The 19140-nt window shown below is 60.6% G+C and carries 16 protein-coding genes; 10 read left to right on the top strand and 6 right to left on the bottom strand.

What is annotated here, in order from left to right:
* The first annotated feature begins 8 nt into the window (after positions 1-8).
* The 3 genes from GSF27_RS12600 to GSF27_RS12610 all read left to right on the top strand — a co-directional run bounded on the left by GSF27_RS12600 (position 9) and on the right by GSF27_RS12610 (position 3002).
* Entirely contained in the window at positions 9-1664 is a 1656-nt protein-coding gene (locus GSF27_RS12600; protein WP_202410437.1) for an arylsulfatase, read from the top strand.
* An 86-nt stretch (positions 1665-1750) separates the two neighbouring features.
* Positions 1751-2212, top strand: a complete 462-nt coding sequence (locus tag GSF27_RS12605) for a GNAT family N-acetyltransferase (RefSeq protein ID WP_160969585.1) — start codon at positions 1751-1753, stop codon at positions 2210-2212.
* 115 nt (positions 2213-2327) lie between these two features.
* Positions 2328-3002, top strand: a complete 675-nt coding sequence (locus GSF27_RS12610) for a class I SAM-dependent methyltransferase (RefSeq protein ID WP_160969587.1) — start codon at positions 2328-2330, stop codon at positions 3000-3002.
* 24 nt (positions 3003-3026) lie between these two features.
* On the opposite strand, the gene GSF27_RS12615 is transcribed toward GSF27_RS12610, so the two are convergent.
* On the bottom strand, positions 3027-5147 hold the full coding sequence (locus GSF27_RS12615; protein WP_160969589.1) for an SUMF1/EgtB/PvdO family nonheme iron enzyme: 2121 nt from the start codon (positions 5145-5147) through the stop codon (positions 3027-3029).
* A 422-nt stretch (positions 5148-5569) separates the two neighbouring features.
* Between GSF27_RS12615 and GSF27_RS12620 the strand changes: the two genes are divergently transcribed.
* The 3 genes from GSF27_RS12620 (at position 5570) to GSF27_RS12630 (ending at position 7575) form a co-directional block, all read left to right on the top strand.
* The gene (locus GSF27_RS12620) at positions 5570-6373 is read left to right on the top strand and encodes a methyltransferase domain-containing protein (RefSeq protein ID WP_160969591.1); all 804 of its coding nucleotides are present in this window, start codon (positions 5570-5572) and stop codon (positions 6371-6373) included.
* Positions 6374-6422: 49 nt separating this feature from the next.
* A complete protein-coding gene (locus GSF27_RS12625; protein ID WP_160969593.1) occupies positions 6423-6800 on the top strand; it encodes a hypothetical protein in 378 nt (125 codons plus the stop codon).
* Between the two features lie 166 nt (positions 6801-6966).
* Positions 6967-7575 carry a MarC family protein gene (locus GSF27_RS12630; RefSeq protein ID WP_160969595.1) on the top strand — a complete coding sequence of 203 codons (609 nt, stop codon included), beginning with the start codon at positions 6967-6969 and terminating at the stop codon, positions 7573-7575.
* Positions 7576-7580: 5 nt separating this feature from the next.
* Here the strand turns inward: GSF27_RS12630 and GSF27_RS12635 are convergent, their stop codons facing one another.
* The 4 genes from GSF27_RS12635 to GSF27_RS12650 all read right to left on the bottom strand — a co-directional run bounded on the left by GSF27_RS12635 (position 7581) and on the right by GSF27_RS12650 (position 14236).
* The gene (locus GSF27_RS12635; RefSeq protein ID WP_160969597.1) at positions 7581-8975 is read right to left on the bottom strand and encodes a DEAD/DEAH box helicase; all 1395 of its coding nucleotides are present in this window, start codon (positions 8973-8975) and stop codon (positions 7581-7583) included.
* 131 nt (positions 8976-9106) lie between these two features.
* Positions 9107-11791: an MMPL family transporter gene (locus GSF27_RS12640; RefSeq protein ID WP_160969599.1), complete on the bottom strand. Its 2685-nt coding sequence runs from the start codon at positions 11789-11791 to the stop codon at positions 9107-9109.
* 54 nt (positions 11792-11845) lie between these two features.
* Positions 11846-13300 (bottom strand): hypothetical protein, encoded by a 1455-nt coding sequence (locus tag GSF27_RS12645; protein WP_160969601.1) that lies wholly within the window; start codon positions 13298-13300, stop codon positions 11846-11848.
* A 57-nt stretch (positions 13301-13357) separates the two neighbouring features.
* Positions 13358-14236 (bottom strand): outer membrane lipoprotein-sorting protein, encoded by an 879-nt coding sequence (locus GSF27_RS12650; protein WP_160969603.1) that lies wholly within the window; start codon positions 14234-14236, stop codon positions 13358-13360.
* 268 nt (positions 14237-14504) lie between these two features.
* Here GSF27_RS12650 and GSF27_RS12655 point away from each other — a divergent pair, with 268 nt between their 5' ends.
* The gene (locus GSF27_RS12655; RefSeq protein ID WP_160969605.1) at positions 14505-14846 is read left to right on the top strand and encodes a hypothetical protein; all 342 of its coding nucleotides are present in this window, start codon (positions 14505-14507) and stop codon (positions 14844-14846) included.
* Between the two features lie 35 nt (positions 14847-14881).
* Here GSF27_RS12655 and GSF27_RS12660 read toward each other — a convergent pair whose 3' ends face one another.
* Positions 14882-15448: a TetR/AcrR family transcriptional regulator gene (locus GSF27_RS12660; RefSeq protein WP_160969607.1), complete on the bottom strand. Its 567-nt coding sequence runs from the start codon at positions 15446-15448 to the stop codon at positions 14882-14884.
* Positions 15449-15585: 137 nt separating this feature from the next.
* On the opposite strand from GSF27_RS12660, the gene GSF27_RS12665 reads away from it, so the two are divergent.
* The 3 genes from GSF27_RS12665 (at position 15586) to GSF27_RS12675 (ending at position 19131) form a co-directional block, all read left to right on the top strand.
* Positions 15586-16323, top strand: coding sequence for an alpha/beta hydrolase (locus GSF27_RS12665; protein ID WP_160969609.1), 738 nt, complete (start codon positions 15586-15588; stop codon positions 16321-16323).
* 540 nt (positions 16324-16863) lie between these two features.
* Positions 16864-18885, top strand: coding sequence for a thiamine pyrophosphate-dependent enzyme (locus tag GSF27_RS12670; RefSeq protein ID WP_160969611.1), 2022 nt, complete (start codon positions 16864-16866; stop codon positions 18883-18885).
* A gap of 15 nt (positions 18886-18900) precedes the next feature.
* Entirely contained in the window at positions 18901-19131 is a 231-nt protein-coding gene (locus GSF27_RS12675; RefSeq protein WP_160969613.1) for a biotin/lipoyl-containing protein, read from the top strand.
* Positions 19132-19140: the final 9 nt, after the last annotated feature.

Raw genomic sequence — 19140 nt, forward strand, 5'->3', positions numbered from 1 at the left:
TTTGGGCTATGGTTGCCGTGTTCCGCAATGGGGCGACTCAAATTCTCAGCAAGGTAGCGATGATGATGAAAACGACATGGTTGAAGTCGGCCGCACGGCTGGCAGCAGCTCTGGTGACAGCGGCCGTAGCCAGTCAGGCTGCGCAGGCGCAAGAGCAGAAGCCCAATATCCTGGTGATCTGGGGTGACGATATTGGCTGGCAGAACGTCAGTGCCTACGGTATGGGCACCATGGGGTATACCACTCCCAATATCGACAGCATTGGCACAGAAGGGGTGCGCTTTACAGATCATTACGCACAGCCCTCCTGCACCGCCGGTCGCGCAGCGTTTATCACTGGGCAGTACCCCATTCGCTCAGGCATGACCACCGTGGGACAGCCGGGTGACAAACTGGGCCTGCAGGCAAAATCCCCGAGTCTGGCAGAGGTGCTGAAGGGCGCCGGTTATGCCACTGGCCAGTTTGGTAAGAACCACCTGGGCGATCGCAACGAACACCTGCCTACTGTGCACGGCTTCGATGAGTTCTTTGGCAACCTCTATCACCTCAATACCCAGGAAGAGGCCGAGCAGCGGGATTACCAGAACTTTGGCAAGGCCTATGCCGGCAGTCTGGAAGCCTACGAGAAGAAGTTCGGTACCCGCGGAGTGCTGCACTGTACCGCCAGCGACAAGAGCGACTCTACTGAGGACCCTCGCTTTGGTGTCATGGGTAAGCAGAAGTGTAAAGACACCGGCCCCCTGACCCAGGAGCGCATGAAGGACTTTGATGCCGGTGAGGTCATTCCGAAGGCATTGGCGTTTATGAAAAAAGCCAAGTCGGAAGGCAAGCCTTTCTTCGTCTGGCTCAATACCACCCGCATGCACCTTTACACCCGTCTTGACGATAAGTGGCGCTACGCCGCCGAGAAGTACAGCTCCGAGGCGGACTATCACGGTTCAGGGATGCTGCAACACGATCACGATATCGGCCTGGTACTGGATTTCCTCAGCGCCAGCGGCCTGAAAGACAACACCATCGTCTGGTACTCCACCGACAATGGCCCTGAGCACTCCTCCTGGCCTCACGGTGCCACCACGCCGTTCCGCGGTGAGAAGATGACCACTTACGAAGGTGGTGTGCGTGTCATCTCCATGCTGACCTGGCCCGGTAAGGTCAAGCCCGGCACCGTGCTCAATGGTATCCAGGGGCACCAGGATATGTTCACCAGTCTGGCGGCTGCTGCCGGTGTGAAGGATGTGGCTGCCGATATGATGAAGCAGAAGAAGCAGTACATTGACGGTGTCAACAACGTGCCCTACTGGCAGGGCAAGGCTGATCACTCCGCCCGCAATCACATCTTCTACTACTACGAAAGCAAGCTGACCGCCGTGCGTATGGGGCCGTGGAAATTCCACTTCTCCACCAAGGAAGACTACTACGCTAATCTGGTGCCGCGCACTGCGCCCCTGGTCTTTAACATCCGCATGGATCCGTTTGAGAGTTACGATAACAAGGACTCCTACGGCCACCTGCTGCAGAAGGTCTCCTGGCTGATGCAGCCGATGGGAGAGCTGATGCAACAGCACCTGATGACCATGGCCAAGTACCCGCCGGTGCAGGGGGGCAAGAGCTTTGATATGTCCAATGTAGTTCAGGAATTTATCAATAAATCCAAGCAGTAATCGCCATAGGCTGCCGTCCCCCGGGACGGCAGCGACTTCGAATTTCCCCTCTCTGTTTCTCCCTTCTCGTATCTTTGAGACCTTGTATGCCTGTTGTCGAATACCGGGAACTTGCCGGCGTTAAGCCAGCGCTGTTTCTGCCGCTCCTGAACAGTGCCAGGGTACGCCAGCACCTGATGACACATGCTGCATTTACCGAGGAATCGGCGGCAGCCTGGTTACAGGAAAAGCGTGATCTGAACACCCGCAAGGGGTGTTGGCTCAGGGCCGTATGGCAGGCTGGCACGCTCGCCGGGTGGTGCGGAATTCAGCCGGACGCCGATCATTTTGAGCTGGCCATTGTGCTGGCGGATGATCACTGGGGCATCGGCCCGCAGATTTTTCGTGAGCTGATGCGGCAGGCGAAAGCCCTGGGTCATCCTGTGGTTTACATTCACCTGCTGCACACCCGGCCGGAGTACAACTTCCTGCGCAAGCGGGCCAGTCGTGTGCTTGCCAGTGAACTGAATGGCCACCGTTTTATCACCTATGAACTGCCAACTGGTTGACTGTGGGGTGTGAGGCTCTCATCAGAAGCTGGCGGAGCCAGCTGCTATAGTGCGGTGCTAACGAGTGGTGCCGGGATAGGCGCCGTATTTCTCCAGTAATCAATCAGGAGCCGATGTGGAAACGGTCAACAGGGAACAGGTTACTGCCGGGCAGGCGGTCTACAGTAAATTCACTCTCGCCATTTACGACGCGCTGGTGCTGGGTTTTTCCTGCCGCTGGTTGTGGCGCTGTGACGCGAGCCTGATGCTGGAGCAGTACGATCACCTCGCCAGCGACAACCACCTCGATGTAGGGGTGGGCAGTGGCTACTTTCCCGATCGCTGCTACTTCTCATCGCTGAAGCCACGTATCGCCCTGATGGACCTGAATGAAAGCTCACTGGCCTACACCGCCAAACGCATTGCCCGCTTCGAACCAGAGACCTATCAGCGCAACGTACTGGAAGATATGAGTGTGGAGGGCCAGCCGGGTTTTGACTCCGTAGGCCTGAATTTTCTGCTCCACTGTGTGCCGGGCTCGATGGAATACAAAGCTGCCATCTTCCGCAATTGCCTCACGGTTATGAATCCCGGTGCAGTACTGTTCGGGGCTACTATCCTGGGGCAGGGTGTCGAGCCCAACCGGGGCGCTCGCAAGTTAATGGCGTTCTATAACCGCAAGGGCGTTTTCTCCAACCAGCAGGATTCCGCTGCGGCACTGGAAGCGCAGCTGAAAAAGTATTTCTGCAATGTGAAGGTCACTGTCGAGGGTTGTGTAGCCCTGTTCTCGGCTGAAAAGGCCAGGGCCTGATCCATGTGGCGCGGCGCTGTATGATCAGTGCCTCCGCCGGTAAATGATCCATCCCGCCAGTCCGGCCAGGAACAGCAGGCCCGCCAGAGCCAGCAAGCCACACAATCCCAGCAACAGGTAGAGCAAGTGACTGTCAGGGGTGATGGCCAGCCAGACCGTCAGCTCGTCCCGGGCCTGTTGCAGCAATCCGGGCCGTTGCCACCAGGGCTGCCAGCCCTGAGTGTCCACCGAGGCAGCCATGCGTAAACCGTAGAACGGATAGATCTGGTGCGGCGCGCCGGGGTCCAGGTTGGAAGCGTGCAGCCCGATGTGGATGTAGTTGAAGCTGCCACCCATCAGGCCGCGGGTCCACTCATCACAGCGCCAGCAGCCACCTTCCCCCTTCGAGCGCCAATCTTCTACCCACTCCCATACGTTGCCCGCCTGTCCCCAGGTGCCGTAGGCGCTGCGGGCCTCAGGGTAGGCGTCAACTTCGGAGACATAGGTGGGGCCGCCTTCCGACAGATGTTCATCGCGCTGGTAGTTGGCGCTGAAGCGATCGCCGGGGGGCGCCAGGTTGTTGGGTGGTTCGTCGGTGCCGGTGGGGTACTGCCAGTACTTGTAGGAGCTGAATTTCTGCCGGTCAAAATAGGCTGCCTTGTACCACTCGTCGACGCTGGGCAGGAACACCAGCGCACCGGGGTTGCGTCGGGCAGGCAGGTGATCAGGGGCCGCGGCGCTTTCACCGCAGGCGGGGAAGGCGCGGGTGTCATAGGCACCGCGCTCGTCGGTGCCTTCCAGCTGTCCGTCATCGTCTGGATCCGGCGTACGCAGGTAGTGCAGGTAGTTGGCGTAGTAGGCACCGGCATACCAGTTGACGTAGGTCGCCGGACGCCGTTCCCAGCCGGGTCTGGCGGCAAACTGTACGCGGCCGTCGATCACTTCCCTGTGCAGGCCGCCGACCACACCGTCACTCATGACGTCACGGTAGAGACACTTCTGTTCCGCCTCTTTGGCGCCTGCACGATTGAGCATGTCCGCCCATTGCTGATTGGTGACTTCAGTCGCGCCGATGAGGTATGGGTAGCGCACCACACCACGCCGGTAAACACTGGGTGACAGGTAGTCGGCGTGTCCGACCTGCACGTATTCCACGCCGTTGATTCCTGTCAGGGGATACTTTTCTGTCGTGGGTGCGTTCAGTAAAGCCGCCTTTGTTTCGGTATCCGCTTTTGCTGGCGCTGGTGGCAGTGGCGTCGCAGTGGTGGCTACCCGAAAGCCAAAGGTCGATAATTTTTCCTCGGGTCGTTCCGCATCCCGGTAGTTTTTGGCAAGGCTGGAAGCGGACATAAACACCGAGCCACCCAGTGCTGTCTTGTTGTGTCCGGCGGTGTCTTCCACCCACTCCATGACATTGCCGGCGAAATCAAAACCACCGAAGGCGCTGGCAGAGTTACTGTAGTTGCCCGCGGCGGTCAGGTGCGGGAAGGGTGCCGCCCAGTGACCGGCGAAGTAGGTGGCGCCGGGTGCTGAAGCGGACAGGCCGGCGGCGGGAGTGCTTTCACCGGTGGCGTAAGTGGAATAGCGGTCGGTGTCAGGGTGATAAAACGCCGCCTTGTACCACTCGTCGTGGTTGGGCAGCCAGAAACGGGCGCCGCTATTGCGTTGGTCTGCGACCCGCACGGTGCTGGTGTCATAGGCACCTGTGTCCGCAGCGCCTTCGGTGATGCCAGGACCGGAGTGTCCGGGTGTCGGGCGACCGAAGTGCAACCAGTTCACATAACGCGCCGCGTCGAGCCAGGAGACAAAAGTGACCGGCAGCAGCTCGTATCCGGGCTTGGCTTTATAGGAATAGTGCAGACCTTCCTGAGCGCGGGCAATGCCCCCCCAGAAGTGGTCCTGCATCAGCGGGGTATAAAGACCAAATGGGTCCGACTCACGGGCGACAGCGTTGAGAAACCCGGCGTAGTCGCTGTTGGTGATTTCGTACTTGCCGATCCGGAAGGGGTAGCCCACCGCACCGTGGCCAGTATCCGGATCGGCGTGGTTGCCGGGATGGCCCACTGCCACAAATTCCAGTCCGGCATCCGGCAGATCAGTGGCCAGGGATAGCAGGGGGAAAAAGAGCCAGAACAGTGTCGCCAGACAGAGCGAAGGGAGTTTCATGTGAAGTCCGTATCAGGTGGAAGCATCGCGCAAAGGGTTACCGGGTTAACGGGGAGCAATCAGCATCCTGCTGGCGGCTCCGGTATCCAATATGCCTGACGGTCGGATGAGCGGCAAGACAGGGGCGGCTGCGGGATGGTCCCTGCGGCGCAAAGGGATGGCTCGTTCCTGTTTATATCTGTTCGGCTATTAGCCGTTTGCACATTATTCCTGCAGGCGATTTCCACCGCGAATTGCGTGGCGGACGCGCCGTTGGACACCGCAGTTTCTGAATCCGGAGCTTATACTGAAGCTACGGTATTGGTTGCAGCTTCAGTTCCGGCGTTGTGTTCGACCAGGAGCCGGTTGACGCTGTAACGGCGAGTCAAATGGACGACCTGCGGCTGACTTGTGATTGAGGCCGCCGCAGGCTGGAGGTCAGCATGCAAAATTATGTGACTGAGCAAGAGCTTGCCGGCGCCCGCGCCTATGAAAGTCTGCATGTGCCGGCACTGTTCGGGCAGTGGTGCCAGCGGATGCTGGACGCGGCGGAGGTTGGCAGCGGCGAGCGGGTACTGGATGTGGCCTGTGGGACCGGGGTGCTGGCGCGAGCGGCAATGGCCAGGGTTGGCTTCAGCGGTTACGTGGCCGGGGTGGACCCGGCGCCCGGTATGCTGGCGGTTGCCCGCGAGCTGGAACCACATTGCCACTGGCGTGAAGGAGTGGCGGAGGCCATCCCCTTTGCCGACCATGGTTTTGATGCGCTGCTGTGCCAGTTTGGGCTGATGTTTTTTACGGATCGGCCACAGGCGTTGCGGGAGATGGCCAGGGAGCTACGCCCCGGCGGCAAGCTGGCACTGGCAGTGTGGGATCAGCTGGAGCATATGCAGGCCTATGCGGTATTGGTGGACATACTGCGCCACCTCGTCGGCCCTGAGGCCGCCGCGGCATTGAGTGCGCCCTTCTGCCTGGGGGACCGCGACCGCCTCATGGACCTGATTGATGCGTCGCCGCTGGAAGCGGAAACCCTGATCACCATTCCCGGCAGCGCACACTTCCCCGATATTCGCACCATGGTGGAAGCTGACTTGCGCGGCTGGTTGCCGGTGATGGGGATCCACCTGTCGGAGCCGCAGATTGTGTCGATCCTGGGTGAGGCGCAAATGGCCCTGGCCGAGTATCGGGATGATGACGGCCATATCGTATTCCAGGTGCCGGCGCATATTGTGACTGCCACTGTGCATTAAGGACTGGATACCCACAGGAGTTTAACGTTGGCAATGGAGTGCTTTAACCATGAGTGAGTCCGGCGACCGGAACAGCCGCCTGAAACAGTACGCTACGTTGGGGGTGGTGGTTGGCACGGCCCTTTGGACCGGTTTTTTCTTTCTGTTCCTGGTGTGCAGCGCGCTGTTTCCGGAGCTGGTGCCCGACAGCTGGTTTTTGCAGATGGTGCTGGCGCATCCGGCAGGCACCATGGGTATAGCGATTTCTGCGATCTCCGCGTTTTCAGTGGTGGCGGTGCTGGATGTGTTTGCCCGTGACCCCATTGAGTTTCGGGTGTGGGGCTTCGAGGTGAAAGGTGCGGCTGGCCCGGTAATTCTCTGGGTGCTCTGTTTTCTCGCGCTGGTAGTGGGTACGGCCATGTTGTGGGATACGAGTGCCACATCGTGAAGCGCGGCCTTAGTAAATCTTTGCTTTTTTTGAATCCTTCTCGCCCCGTCGCGCTGTTCAGTGCAACCGGTTTATGAAAAACTGCCTGCGCTGTCGATAGTAACCTGCACAGCACACAGAACCCTTTCCGCTCCCGCGCTAACTCATCGCTCCCCGGGTGAACTCCATGATCGATTACGTGGCAACGTTTATTTATTTCTTCGCGGTGATCGATCCCATCGGCACCATCCCGGTGTTTCTGGCCGTGACCAGCCAGCACCAGGCTGGAGAGCGCGCGAAAATCGCGCTGCTGGCGTTTCTGGTATCGCTGGCGGTGCTGCTGTTTTTTATCGTCGCCGGCGAGATCATTCTCACGGCCATGAAGATTCCGCTGTCGGCGTTTCAGGTGGCCGGCGGCATTGTGCTGTTCCTGTTCGCGCTGACCATGATCTTCGGTGAGGGTAAACCCGAACAGGAGATGAAACTGGTGAGGGGTGGCAATGAGACTGCTATCTTTCCGCTGGCGGTGCCCTCCATTGCCAGCCCCGGTGCCATGTTGGCGGCGGTACTGATGACGGAAAACAGTCGCTACAGTTTGTGGGAGCAGGCGCAGACTGCCGCCACTATGGTGGCGGTGCTGCTGGTGGCGCTGGTGTTAATGCTTGGTGCCAATTTTGTACACCGGCTGATTGGTGCCAGCGGGGCCAGCATTATCAGTCGCGTGATGGGACTGATTCTGGCCTCGGTGGCGACGGCCAATACCATGGCCGGGATCAAGGACTATTTCGCCGTCTGACGGCCTCAGGATTGAGCGGCTGCCGGGCGACGCGGGCGGCGACGGCGGCGGGGCTTGCCGGGGTTGCTGTTGTCACCGCTGGCGTTGCGCCCCTGATTCTGACCTTGTCCCTGGCCTTGGGCCTGACTGCGACCCTGTCCCCGACCTTGCCCCTGTCCGCGCGGACGTTCATCACCGCTGTTGCCATGGTGTTTTTTCGGACGGTTGGTGCGCGGCTTGTCCGCGGCGGCCTTGCCGTGTTGTCCCTGGGAAAATTCTTTCAGGGGATGCTGCGGCTCAAAGCCTTCAATGACTTCGCGGGGAATGGACTGCTTGGTCAGGCGTTCGATATCCCGCAGTTGAATGCTCTCATCTTCACTCACCAGTGACAGCGCTTCGCCGCTGGCGCCGGCACGGCCGGTACGACCGATGCGGTGCACGTAATCTTCCGGCACGTTGGGCAGGTCCACATTGATGACGTGGGGCAGTTGGTCGATGTCGATGCCGCGAGCGGCGATATCGGTGGCGACCAGTACCTGGATCTTGTTCTGTTTGAAGTCGGCCAGCGCTTTGGTACGCGCATTCTGGCTCTTGTTGCCGTGAATAGCGGCTGATTCAACGCCTGCGGCCTCCAGCTGTTTCACCAGTTTGTTGGCGCCGTGCTTGGTGCGGCTGAACACCAGTACCTGGTGCCAGTCGTTGCTCTTCACCAGGTGAATCAGCAGTCGCGCCTTGGCGGACTTGTCCACCGGGATGATGCGCTGTTGCACGCGCTCCACGGTGGTGTTGCGGGGACTGATGTCGATCTCCAGCGGGTTGTGCACCAGGCCCTTGGCCAGGGCACGGATGTCGTCGGAGAAGGTGGCGGAGAACAGCAGGTTCTGGCGCTTGGCGGGCAGCAGCTTGAGGATGCGCTTGATGTCGTGGATAAAGCCCATGTCCAGCATGCGGTCGGCTTCGTCCAGTACCAGGATCTCCAGCTGGCTGAATTTCACCGCGTTCTGGTTGTAGAGGTCCAGCAGGCGACCCGGGGTCGCCACCAGGATATCGGCACCGCGGCGCAGGGCCTGCATCTGCGGGTTAATGCTGACGCCGCCAAAGACGATGGCGGAGCGCAGGGGCAGGTGTTGACCGTACTCGCGCACACTCTCGGCCACCTGAGCCGCCAGCTCGCGGGTGGGTGTGAGCACCAGCGCCCGCGCCTGGTTGGAGCCCACCTTGGGGCCGTCCTTGAGACGCTGCAGCATGGGCAGGGTAAAGCCGGCGGTCTTGCCGGTGCCGGTCTGCGCTGCCGCCATCACATCGCGCCCTTCCAGTACGGCGGGAATGGCCTGGGCCTGAATGGGAGAGGGGGTGTGGTAGCCCTGGGCATCCACGGCATCAAGCAGCTCGCGGCACAGGGGCAGGTCAGAAAAGCGCATGGGGGTATCCGGCAATCAAGAGAGGCGGCAGAGGCCGCAAAGGGCGGCAAGCTTACCGTATTGCGGGTCCGGCTTCATGGGTTTTTTGGTTATATGGCCCGGGCTGGCGCGCTCTCGCCGCAGGGAGGTGGTTATGGGGTGGGAGCCCGCTCCGCGGGCGATGGGTTGTCCGCGGCGCTGGATTTGTGATGGTTGCGGAACGCCAGCATCAAAATAGCCGGCAGCAGCAACAGGTCAAATACCAGCGCCGCCAGCAGGCCGATGCTGGTGAGCAGGCCGAAATAACCCATGGGCACAAAGGAGCTGGTGAGCAGGATCAGGAACTGGCTGCAGAGGATAACGGTGGTGGTCATTACCGCACGACCCGCCTGGCGGTAGGTACGGGCCAGCGCCGCGGCCGGGGCGATGCCCTTGCGTACCCGCTGGATAAAGCCGTGATAGATGTGGATGGTGTCGTCGATGGCGATGCCCACCGCCACACTGGCAATCATGGTGGTGGCGATATCCAGGTCGATGCGCAGCAGCCCCATGACGATAAAGATCAGCACGATGGGGGACAGGTTGGGGATCATGCACAGGGCCGCGTCGCGCAGGGAGCGCCAGGAGGCCAGCAGTAACACGAAGATCAGCAGCAGGGCACCGCTAAGGCTCTTGATCTGGCTGCTGATCAGCAGCCCTTCCAGGTCGGCAAACAGGCGACCGGCACCACTGATCTCCCACTCGATGCCTTCACCGTTCAGTACCCAGTCCGCTTCCACCAGTTGCCGGGTATCGTTGATCAGGGTACGAATCTCCTGCGCGCCGTGGACGTTGGCGCTGATGGTGAGGCGGGTGGTCTGGTAGTTGCTGTCGAGGAAGTCGAACAGGTCCTCGCCGTCATACACCAGCAGGTACTGGCTGATGAGGTTGGGATCGTCGGGGATGGTGCGTTTGGCGGGATCCTCGGCGTTGAAGCCCCAGTTCATCTCTTCGATAAATTCCGCCACCGACAGGGTCTTGTCCACGGCCGGGTTCTGCTCCAGCGCCTGTTGCAGCTTGCGCATGTGACGCAGGGTGGCGGGTTGCAGCAGGCGGTCGGGATCGTCGCTGCTGAAGACGATCTCCAGCGGCAGGGTGCCGGAGAGCTTCTCCTCAATGTGGTTGGTGTCGACCCGTATCGGGTGCTGCTGCGGGAAAAACTCCAGCAGGTTGGTCTCCGCCTTGATGCGCAGCATCAGCGGCGCGGTAACCAGCACTGCCACCGAGATGACAGTGATCACCAGCAGCGGGCGGCGCACACCGAGGCGCATCATGGTGCTCACCAGGGTATCCAGATGCTGCAGGCCGCTGCGCCGGCGGGGCCAGGGCTGGCGGTCAAAGTAGGTGAGGATGGGGGGCAGCAGGTGGATGGCCACTACGTAGATGAGGCAGACACCGAGGGCGGCGGTGAGGCCAAAGGTGCGGATGGGGGGGATAGTGCTCAGTCCCAGTGACGCCAGCCCAATAGCGGTGGTGAGGGTGCTGTAGAGCGCCGGGCGACTCACCTCCTGCATGGCGTGGCGCACCCGCTCGCGCCCCTGCAGGCCGCGCTGCGAGGCGCCGGCGAGAGTGTTGTAGATGTGGATCAGCACCGCCATGGTGAGGGCTGAGAGCAGCGGTGGCAGGATGCTGGAGATGGAGTTGAACGGCTGGTCAAACAGCACGTAGAGCGCCATGGTGCTGTTGACCACGGCGCCGGTGACCGCACCGGTGATGATTACCGCCAGCAGGCGCCGGAACAGCACCCAGGTGAGCAGCAGGCCGAGGCCGGTGACCAGCGGGATAAAGATCATGTTGTCGTGCAGGATCATGCGGATCTGCGCCACGTCGGTGGCGATCTCGCCACTCACCGCCGTCAGGTAACCCTGCAGTCGCTGCTGTTTGACCCGCTCCAGAATGGCCTCTTCCAGCTGCATGTTGAGCAGGCTGCTGTCCAGCGCGGTGGGAATAATCACCATGGCCAGGGCGGAGCCGTCGCTGGCGATCATGGTGCCATTGGCAAAGCGGTCCTCCAGCGCACGGGCCAGGCGCTCCCGGGGCCGGGTGTCGTCCAGGGTATCCAGGTCGAACAGCGGGGTGACCAGGAAGCCATCCTCGGTGCCCTCAATGTGGTCCTGGCTGGTGACGGCCATGACCTCTTCCACCGCCTCCAGCTCGCCGATCTCCTGCGCCAGGTCGTCATAAGCCTGCAGGAAGCCGTCGGAGTAGAGCGCCACCCCTTCAAACAGCAGGATGACAACCTCATCGCTGGGGAAAATCTCCCGTACCTGATCGTTGAATACCCGGCTGGGGGAGTCCTCCGGCAGGTAAGTGGCGGGGGCGTTATTGATGTTGAGTCGGGGCAGGATGGCGTTGGGCAGGGCCGAGATGGCCAGCAACAGCAGCAGGCAGGCGTAAGTGCTCCAGGGCAGGTTGCGCAGGCGCTTGCCCAGTTGCCGGTCGACGGCGGAGACGAGGCGAATCTCGACTACATCCTCGTCATCAAAACGGTTGTGGCAGGCGAGCAATTCGGCCTGCAGTGGTTCGCCGCTGGCGGTACGCAGGATGACATCGAGGCTGGGCAGGGATTTGCTGTCAGCCGGTGTGCGCTGGCCCTGCTTCAGCAGCAGGGCCAGCTCTTCCTTGTCCAGGCCGATGGCGTGATCCAGCAGGTTGGAGGCCAGCAGGCCGCTGTCGCTGGTGTAGCCGAGCCGCTCCAGCAGGGCGCTGTTGACCTGCACAAAAATGCCGTCGTCCAGCAGGGCACGGGGCTCCCCCGGTTTATCCGGTAGCGGGCGCGCTGAGCGGGGGGCATCCATGGTGCTGCTGATGGGGCGATCCTCGGCTGTGTGGGGGTGGCGGGGGCGTCAGGATCAGAGGCTGGCGCGCCAGCCCAGGGTCAGCAGGGAGTCCTCTTCGTAGAAGCCGCCCACACTGCCTTTTTCGCCGTCAAAGGCGTGCGCCTCCAGATAGATTTCCTGATTCCTCAGGCCGGTATAGGTCAGTTCCGGGTTGATGTACAGGTCCTCTTTATCCAGCCCGGCGTTAAAGCGCAGGCGCGCCCGCCACTGGTTGTTGGCAAACGGCATCTCCAGCGAGCCGTTGAGAGAGACCATCTCGTCCCGGTCCATCACCGAGGGTGCGCCCAGCAGCTGATTGCCGGTGACCTGCAGGTTGACCCGTGCATCGCCATCGCCGGGGAAGAGTTCCAGTGCCACGCCCCAGGCCACGCTCTCGACACTGTCGAAGCGACCGTCGCTGCGGGTGACCGGGGTGTCGCTGTTCCAGGCGGCTTCCAGTTTCAGGGTGCCGCCGAGGGCTTCAAAGCCGGCATCGGCACCGACGGTAGTGGAGCGCAGGTAGCGGGCCTCGATACGGCCGCTGGCCGGGTTGAAGGCGAAGTAGGGCTGGGTGCCGATGCCCCGCTGCAGGGTAACCGCGTAGTCGAAGCCATCACCCAGCTGGCTGAAGCGCAGGCCGCCACCGCCATCGGTGTCCGGGGCCCTGTCGCTGATGGGGGCGTTGCGGACTACAAACTCCGCCTGGGCGGTGGTATCGAGGCCGAGAATGGTGCCTTCGCGACGGTTAATCGGGTACCAGACGCTGTCCTGTCCGGGCAGTTCGGATTCGCGGAAGCGGGGCAGGTAGAGGAGGTCGAGTTTGCCGTTGGCAATAAAGTGCTCGTAGCGCACGGCGGCGGATGCCAGGCGGCGATCTTCCAGATCGTCCAGCAGACCGCGGCGCAGGTCCTGGGTACTGAGTTTGTCCGATGGGGGTACTTCGTCAATACGGCCCCAGAGTACCCGTTGGGCGCCCAGGGTGAGGATGCCGCTTTCGCCCTTGTAGCGTACAAAGGTTTCGTCATAGTCGAGGTCGGCGTCGTTCCATTCACCCTGCGGCACCGTCTGGTTGTTGTTGTCGGGCTCCTCTTCGAAGGCATCGCCGCGAACGCTGCCCTGTAACTCCCAGGGGCCGCTCTGCCAATTGAGGATGGCGGTGATATGGGCGTAGCCCTGATAGTCGGCAGTGCTGTCGGTGTCGAACACGCCAGCTTCGAGGCGGATGGGGTCAAGCTTGAAGCTGAGGCCGTTATCGGTGGTCTGTGCGGAGGTAACCTGACTGTTGTCACGACGCGGTGCTTCTTCGCTGATCAGGCCGCTGCTGCCGTCGTCAATGATCAGGCTGTCGCTGTCGTCTTCTATGGTCAGGGAGGCGTCGTCGCTGTCTTCGTCGATGATAAGCAGGTCCTGGGCCTGGCTGTGGGGAGCGGCCGGCAGGGTCAGGGCGAGGAACAGGGCGGGTAGCCAGCGGGTGTGTGTGTCGGTCATCTCAGGTCCTGGTAGTTGTTGTTATGTGTTGGTTGAAAAACGGGGTGGGGCCACCGCTCAGGGTTTCTGGCCTTTGGGACGGAATGGCAGCTCACGGCTCTCGTCTGCCAGGCCCCGCTGGGTAAACAGTGTATCGGTCAGGCCTTGGTCGTAGACGATGTCGGTGGTAACCAGGCGCGTGCGGGTATCCTTTTTCAGGTCCTGCATGGCACTTTCGTAGACAGTCCAGTAACCCTGTACCTTGCGGATCTTGCTGGCCTGCAGGCGTTTGGTCGGGCTCTTGCCGCGGGTGTAGAAGTCCACCCGCAGGGCCAGCAGCAGTTTTTCATGGATGCAGCTCACCCGTTTGCTGTAGACCGAATTGGATTTTTTCACCGGGATGCTCTCCAGCAGGATGCAGGGCACGCCGCCCACCTTGTCTTTGCCGATGATGCGGTGGTTGTCCATATCCACCTCCCGGTCGCCCAGGTCTTCGTAGAAAAAATCGGAGCCGACAAAGCGGCCGCCCTTGCGGCTGGAGGCGATGCGCCGCACCTTGCCGAGGGAGGGCAGGTAGAGCCACTGGTCGGAATCGTCACCCTTGTGGTCCATGGTGAGCAAGCCGGTGCCGGCGATATCGTTGGGTTCGATAAAGCGCATCAGTACGCCGCGCTCGCCGTTGCCGCGATCAATCCCGTAGCTGTAGAGCAGGCGCTGTTTATCCACTTTGCCTTTGCTCTCCAGCAGCATTACCACACGAGCGGCGTGATCCTGGCCGGCGGGGCGATCATAGACGGCCTGCGCCAGCGCGGTGGCATCGGGGGTGGCTTTGGGGGGACTGGCTGCCAACAGGACACCGCTGCAACCCAGCAGCGCCAACAGGGTGCTGCAGCGCTTCCGCAGGTGCGATTGAGGTTTGCCCGGACGTGCGCAAACCTGTTGCAGATGGGTAGTCATGGAGCAGTCATTCCGTTGTTGCGGGCGCTGGGGTGGCCCGGTCACGTTCCTGTGTAGCCGAAAAGGCCACCCCATTCTACCTATGGAAGTCACAGGCATAAAAGGCGTCACAGTTTTTTCTTTGCGCTGTCGAATCTGACGACAGGCGACGGCCGGGCTGTATTTATTGGTGCCGTGTGAGTTGCGGCGATCTGCTACCATCAGCGCCATAATCAGGGTGCTGGCCGACGTTGTGGTGGCCGGCGCCCAAATCGCAGAGGGGAGATTTATGGCAGTTCAGGCATTGCCCATTATCAAGGCATTGGCGCCTTACGTGGCACAGATTGCATCGGTGGCGATCCCGGCGTTCACGTCCCGTAAGGATGATGTCAAAACCGATCCGGTCGTGGTGCAGCAAATCGAGGAGCTGCAGGCGGCCGCGACCCAGAATGCGCAGTCCATTCACACCCTGGCCGAGAAGCTGCAACTCACTATGGAGGCGGCAGAGGTGGCTGCCAGCGAAGCCCGTCGGCAGGTGGAGCTGTTCCGCCGTCTGCTGTTTTTATCCCTGGGGGTGTCGGCCCTGTCACTGTTGGGGTGTGTGGGGCTGTTGCTGACCCGGGGAGGATGAGGCCCGGACAGACATTGACTCAGCCAGGCGTGGCCTCAGGCGCTGCCGCTCTCGTCCACAATCGCCTGGATCGATTGCGCCAGCCAGGCTGAGATCTCCATCTCCCGTGCCGGGTTGTTGGTGATGATCGGCAGCTGCCGGGAGTAGATCACGAAGCTGGTGGCCAGCATGAAAATTTCGGTGGCCCGGGCCTCGGCCCCCGGGCCGCCGAGCCAGCGGGCAAACGGGCCAATCACATGTTCCTCGGTGACCCGGGCGGTGATGCCGCGGGCGTCGGGGTCGCCTGCCGACAGCGCGATAATGGCCGGCGGCGTAATCTCCTGCTGCGGGTCGTTGAACAGCGCCACCAGCCGCTTACCTATCTCCTTGCGATCCCCCTCCATCACCCCTGCCAGGCTGACGGCGTCTGTCAGCGCCGCTTCGAACAGCCCCGCCTTGGAGCCAAAGTAGCGCAATAGCATGGGTGAACTGATATCCGCTGCCTCGGCTATGTCACGGATGCCGGCGCGGGCGTAACCCACTTCGGCAAAGGCCTTTTGGGCGGCCAGCAGAATTCGGGCTTTGGTCTGTTCGGCGTTGCGGCGCTTGGGGGTTGTGTTCATCGAGGCTCGGGTTCAATGGTGTAAAAAGTGCCAGGGCAGGGTAAACGAACTCTTGCGCGGACGGCAATTGCGACATAAGTTATCAGGTGATAACTTATGTCTTGCTCATCAACATAACCATAAAAAGGAGTATCGCAATGGCAACGTTCATGCTGGTTCACGGTGGTGGACACGGTGGCTGGTGCTACCAGCCAGTGGCTAAGCGGCTGCGGGCGGAAGGGCACGAGGTGCACGCACCCTCCCTCACCGGGCTGGCGGATCGCTCGCACCTGCTCAGTGACACCATCAATCTGGACACCCATATCACCGATGTGGTGCAGCTAGTGGAGTATGAGGACCTGCGGGATGTGATCCTGGTGGGGCACAGCTACGGCGGTATGGTGATTACCGGGGTGGCGGATCGCGCCACGGATCGCATTGCCAATATCGTCTACCTGGATGCGGCCTACCCCATGCATGGCCAGTCGTTGGCGGATGTGGCTGCCGATATGATGGCGGCAGCGCATCAGGACATGCAGGTGGTGGACGGTGTGGAGCTGGTGCTGTTCCCCGGCTCCTATCCCATGACCCCGGATAACTACTACGGTGTGACCGATCCGCAGCAGATTGCCTGGATGAAACCCAAGCTGACGCCACACCCCTGGGCCTGCTTCACACAGAAGCTGGAGCTGGGGAATGAGGCGGCCATGCGTCAGCTGCCGCAGTCGTTTATCGCCTGTACGGCGAACCTGCTGGATGAGTACCGGGAGGCGCTGAAGTCCCTCTGCCAGGGGCGTTTCTGGGAGATCGATACCGGTCACGACCTTATGATCACCGAGCCGGACTTTGTCGCCGATGCCCTCTGCAAGATCGCGGCGGAGGTGGATGGTCGCTGAGCCAGCCTGCCAGCGCGGTTAAGGGGCGGCCTTCGGGTCGCCTTTTTTGTTTGGGCTTGCCTGCACCGGAAGCACTTGCTTCCGCGGTGTGAGCGCGATATTGTAACCAGCTGATCACACTGTTACCAGTCGGTTACAGTGTGGCGGGTGAGTGGTTGATTTTATTGATGCCCGTCCCGCTCAGCGGCAATGAGGGCGCGGCAGGATTCGTGTGTCACCGGTTGTTATGGTTCCGTGACAGGGGGTTCTGCAGCAACAGCAGTTTCCCCCGGCCTGCTAAGCTGAGTGGAAGGTCGGCACAGCACGGTTTTTCGGGGGCTTTTGCCGGCGTTCATATTCAACAGTGATGTTGACTAAAAAGGGGGTGGCATAGTAGTCTACGGCGGTTTTTAGTCTGCTGAAATCGGGTCTCGCGTCAGCTGGAACTGCTGGCATTCCGGGGTCTGAATCACTCCCCCCGTATTACCCGTTTAAATAAAAGATTGTGGCCATTCGCAACCCATACAGTTGTGTAGAGTTTGAATTGAGAGGAGATGAATAATGACAATTGATGTCAAGTCGATAGATCCCGGTACGTTGAAGGAGATTTACCGCCAGATGTCCCGCATTCACGAGGTGGATAAAGCCATCCAGGCGGGCCTGTCCAGTGGTAAGTTTATGTTCACTTACTGGCCAATGACCGGTCAGGAAGGCATCCCAGCTTCCATCGCTCCTCTGATCACCAGCGAAGACCACATGGTGACCATCTACCGTGGTATTCACGATCAGGTGGCCAAGGGTGTACCCCTGAAAGGCCTGTTCGCTGAAGCACTGGGTCGTGAAGGCGGTGTGAACAAGGGTAAAGGTGGTTCTCCACACATCTCCGATCCTTCTTCCGGTTCCATGCTGACCACCGCGATTGTGGGCGCCGGTGCGCCGATCGCCAATGGTCTGGCGTTGGCTGAAAAGCTGCGCGGCACTGACAAGGTCACCATCGTTAACTTCGGTGATGGTGCCACCAGTATCGGTGCTGTGCACGAAGCCATGAACATGGCCGGTGTGTGGGAGCTGCCGGTGATCTTCCTGTGTCAGAACAACCTGATCGGTGAGTACACGGCGATTCCTGATTACACCAAGGGCGAGAACTTCACCTCCCGTGCAGAAGCCCTGGGCTTCCGCGGCGTGCGCCTGAACGGTAATGATCCGGTGGCGTTCCACAACGGCATGAAAGAGATCATCGCCAGCGTGCGTGAAGGCAAGGGTCCTGTATTTGTTGAGGCCATGACCAATCGTCTGGGTCCTCACGCCGGTGTGGGCTGGAGCCACCTGCTGAAAGGTGATGACCTGAAAGCAGCCAAGACCGACTGGCCGGTGCCTGCCACCCGTCAGGCGCTGCTGGATGCCGGTATCTGCACCGAGGAAGAGCTGGCCGATATCGACAACTCCGCCAAGGCCGAAGTGGCCGAGGCTGTTGAGTGGGCCATGAACAGCCCTGTCACCGGCGAAGACGAAATGCTGCTGGACGTCTACGGCGATCCAGATGTTGTGCCGCGTCGTGGCCAGCGTATCAAGCGTGAAGCCGAGCCCGAGTGGACCGGTGAAACCAAGACCATGGCGATGTTTGAAGCCGTTCAGGACGCCCTGGATCTCTCCATGCAGGCGGACGAGAACGTCTACTGCCTGGGTGAGGATATCGGTGACGATCCCGGCGGTGTGTTCAAGTGCTTTAAGGGCATGCAGAGCAAGTGGGGCGAGCGTATCCGTCCTACCCCGATTGCCGAGCAGGCCATTATCGGTTGTGCCACTGGTTCTGCCCTGGTGGGCATGAAGCCGGTTGCCGAAATCATGTTCGCCGACTTCGTTGGCGTGTGTATGGACCAGATCACCAACCATGCGGCCAAGCAGCGCTACATGTCCGGTGCGACCACTACCGTGCCTATGACCGTACGTATGATCTGCGGTGGTGGTATCGGTGGTTTCGGTGCCCAGCACTCCCAGTCCACTGAAGCCATGCTGTTGCATCAACCAGGCCTGAAGATCGTTTACCCAAGCACTCCTACCGAGGCCAAGGGTCTGCTGATGAGCTGTATTGCGGATGAGGATCCGTGTATCCAGTTCGAGTCCATGATGCTGACCTACGCCCTGAAGGAAGAAGTGCCTGTGGGTGACTACCGCATCCCTCTGGGTGTGGCCAAGGTCAAGCGCGAAGGTACCGACATTACTCTGGTGACCTACGGTTGGCAGGTGATGCAGTGTCTGCTGGCAGCGGAAGAGCTGGCCAAAGAGGGTATCAACGCCGAGGTTCTCGACCTGCGTACCTTGCTGCCGCTGGATTATGATCGTATTCTCTCCTCCGTCGAGAAGACCGGTCGTGCACTGGTGGTACACGCCGCGGTAGAATTCTGTGGCCTGGGCTCCGAGATCGCGTCTACCATCAACGAAGAGTTGTTCACCAAACTGAAGGGCCCTGCCGCCAGATTCGGTGCGGCCTATGCGCCGATTGCGTACTCCAAAACCATTGAAACCGCGCAGGTGCCGAATGTGAACAGCATCGTTGCCCGTGTTCGTGAGATGTTTAAGTAAATTAAGGGGATTTCCATGTCTACTTCTTTAACAATTCCAAAGCTGCAGATGTCTTCCACCGAAGGCACCCTGGCTGAGTGGCTGGTAGAAGATGGCGCGACTGTAGAAGAAGGTCAGCCAATCTACTCTCTGGAGACCGATAAGTCCGTTCAGGAAATCGAAGCTCCTGCTGCCGGCAAGCTGGTACAGAAGCAGCCTGCGGGTGAAACCTACCCGGTAGGTACCGAGATCGGCGAAATCGTTTAAGGTTTCCCT

Origin of the sequence: Pseudomaricurvus sp. HS19, assembly GCF_009857815.1 — a bacterium.
GTDB lineage: Bacteria > Pseudomonadota > Gammaproteobacteria > Pseudomonadales > Cellvibrionaceae > Pseudomaricurvus.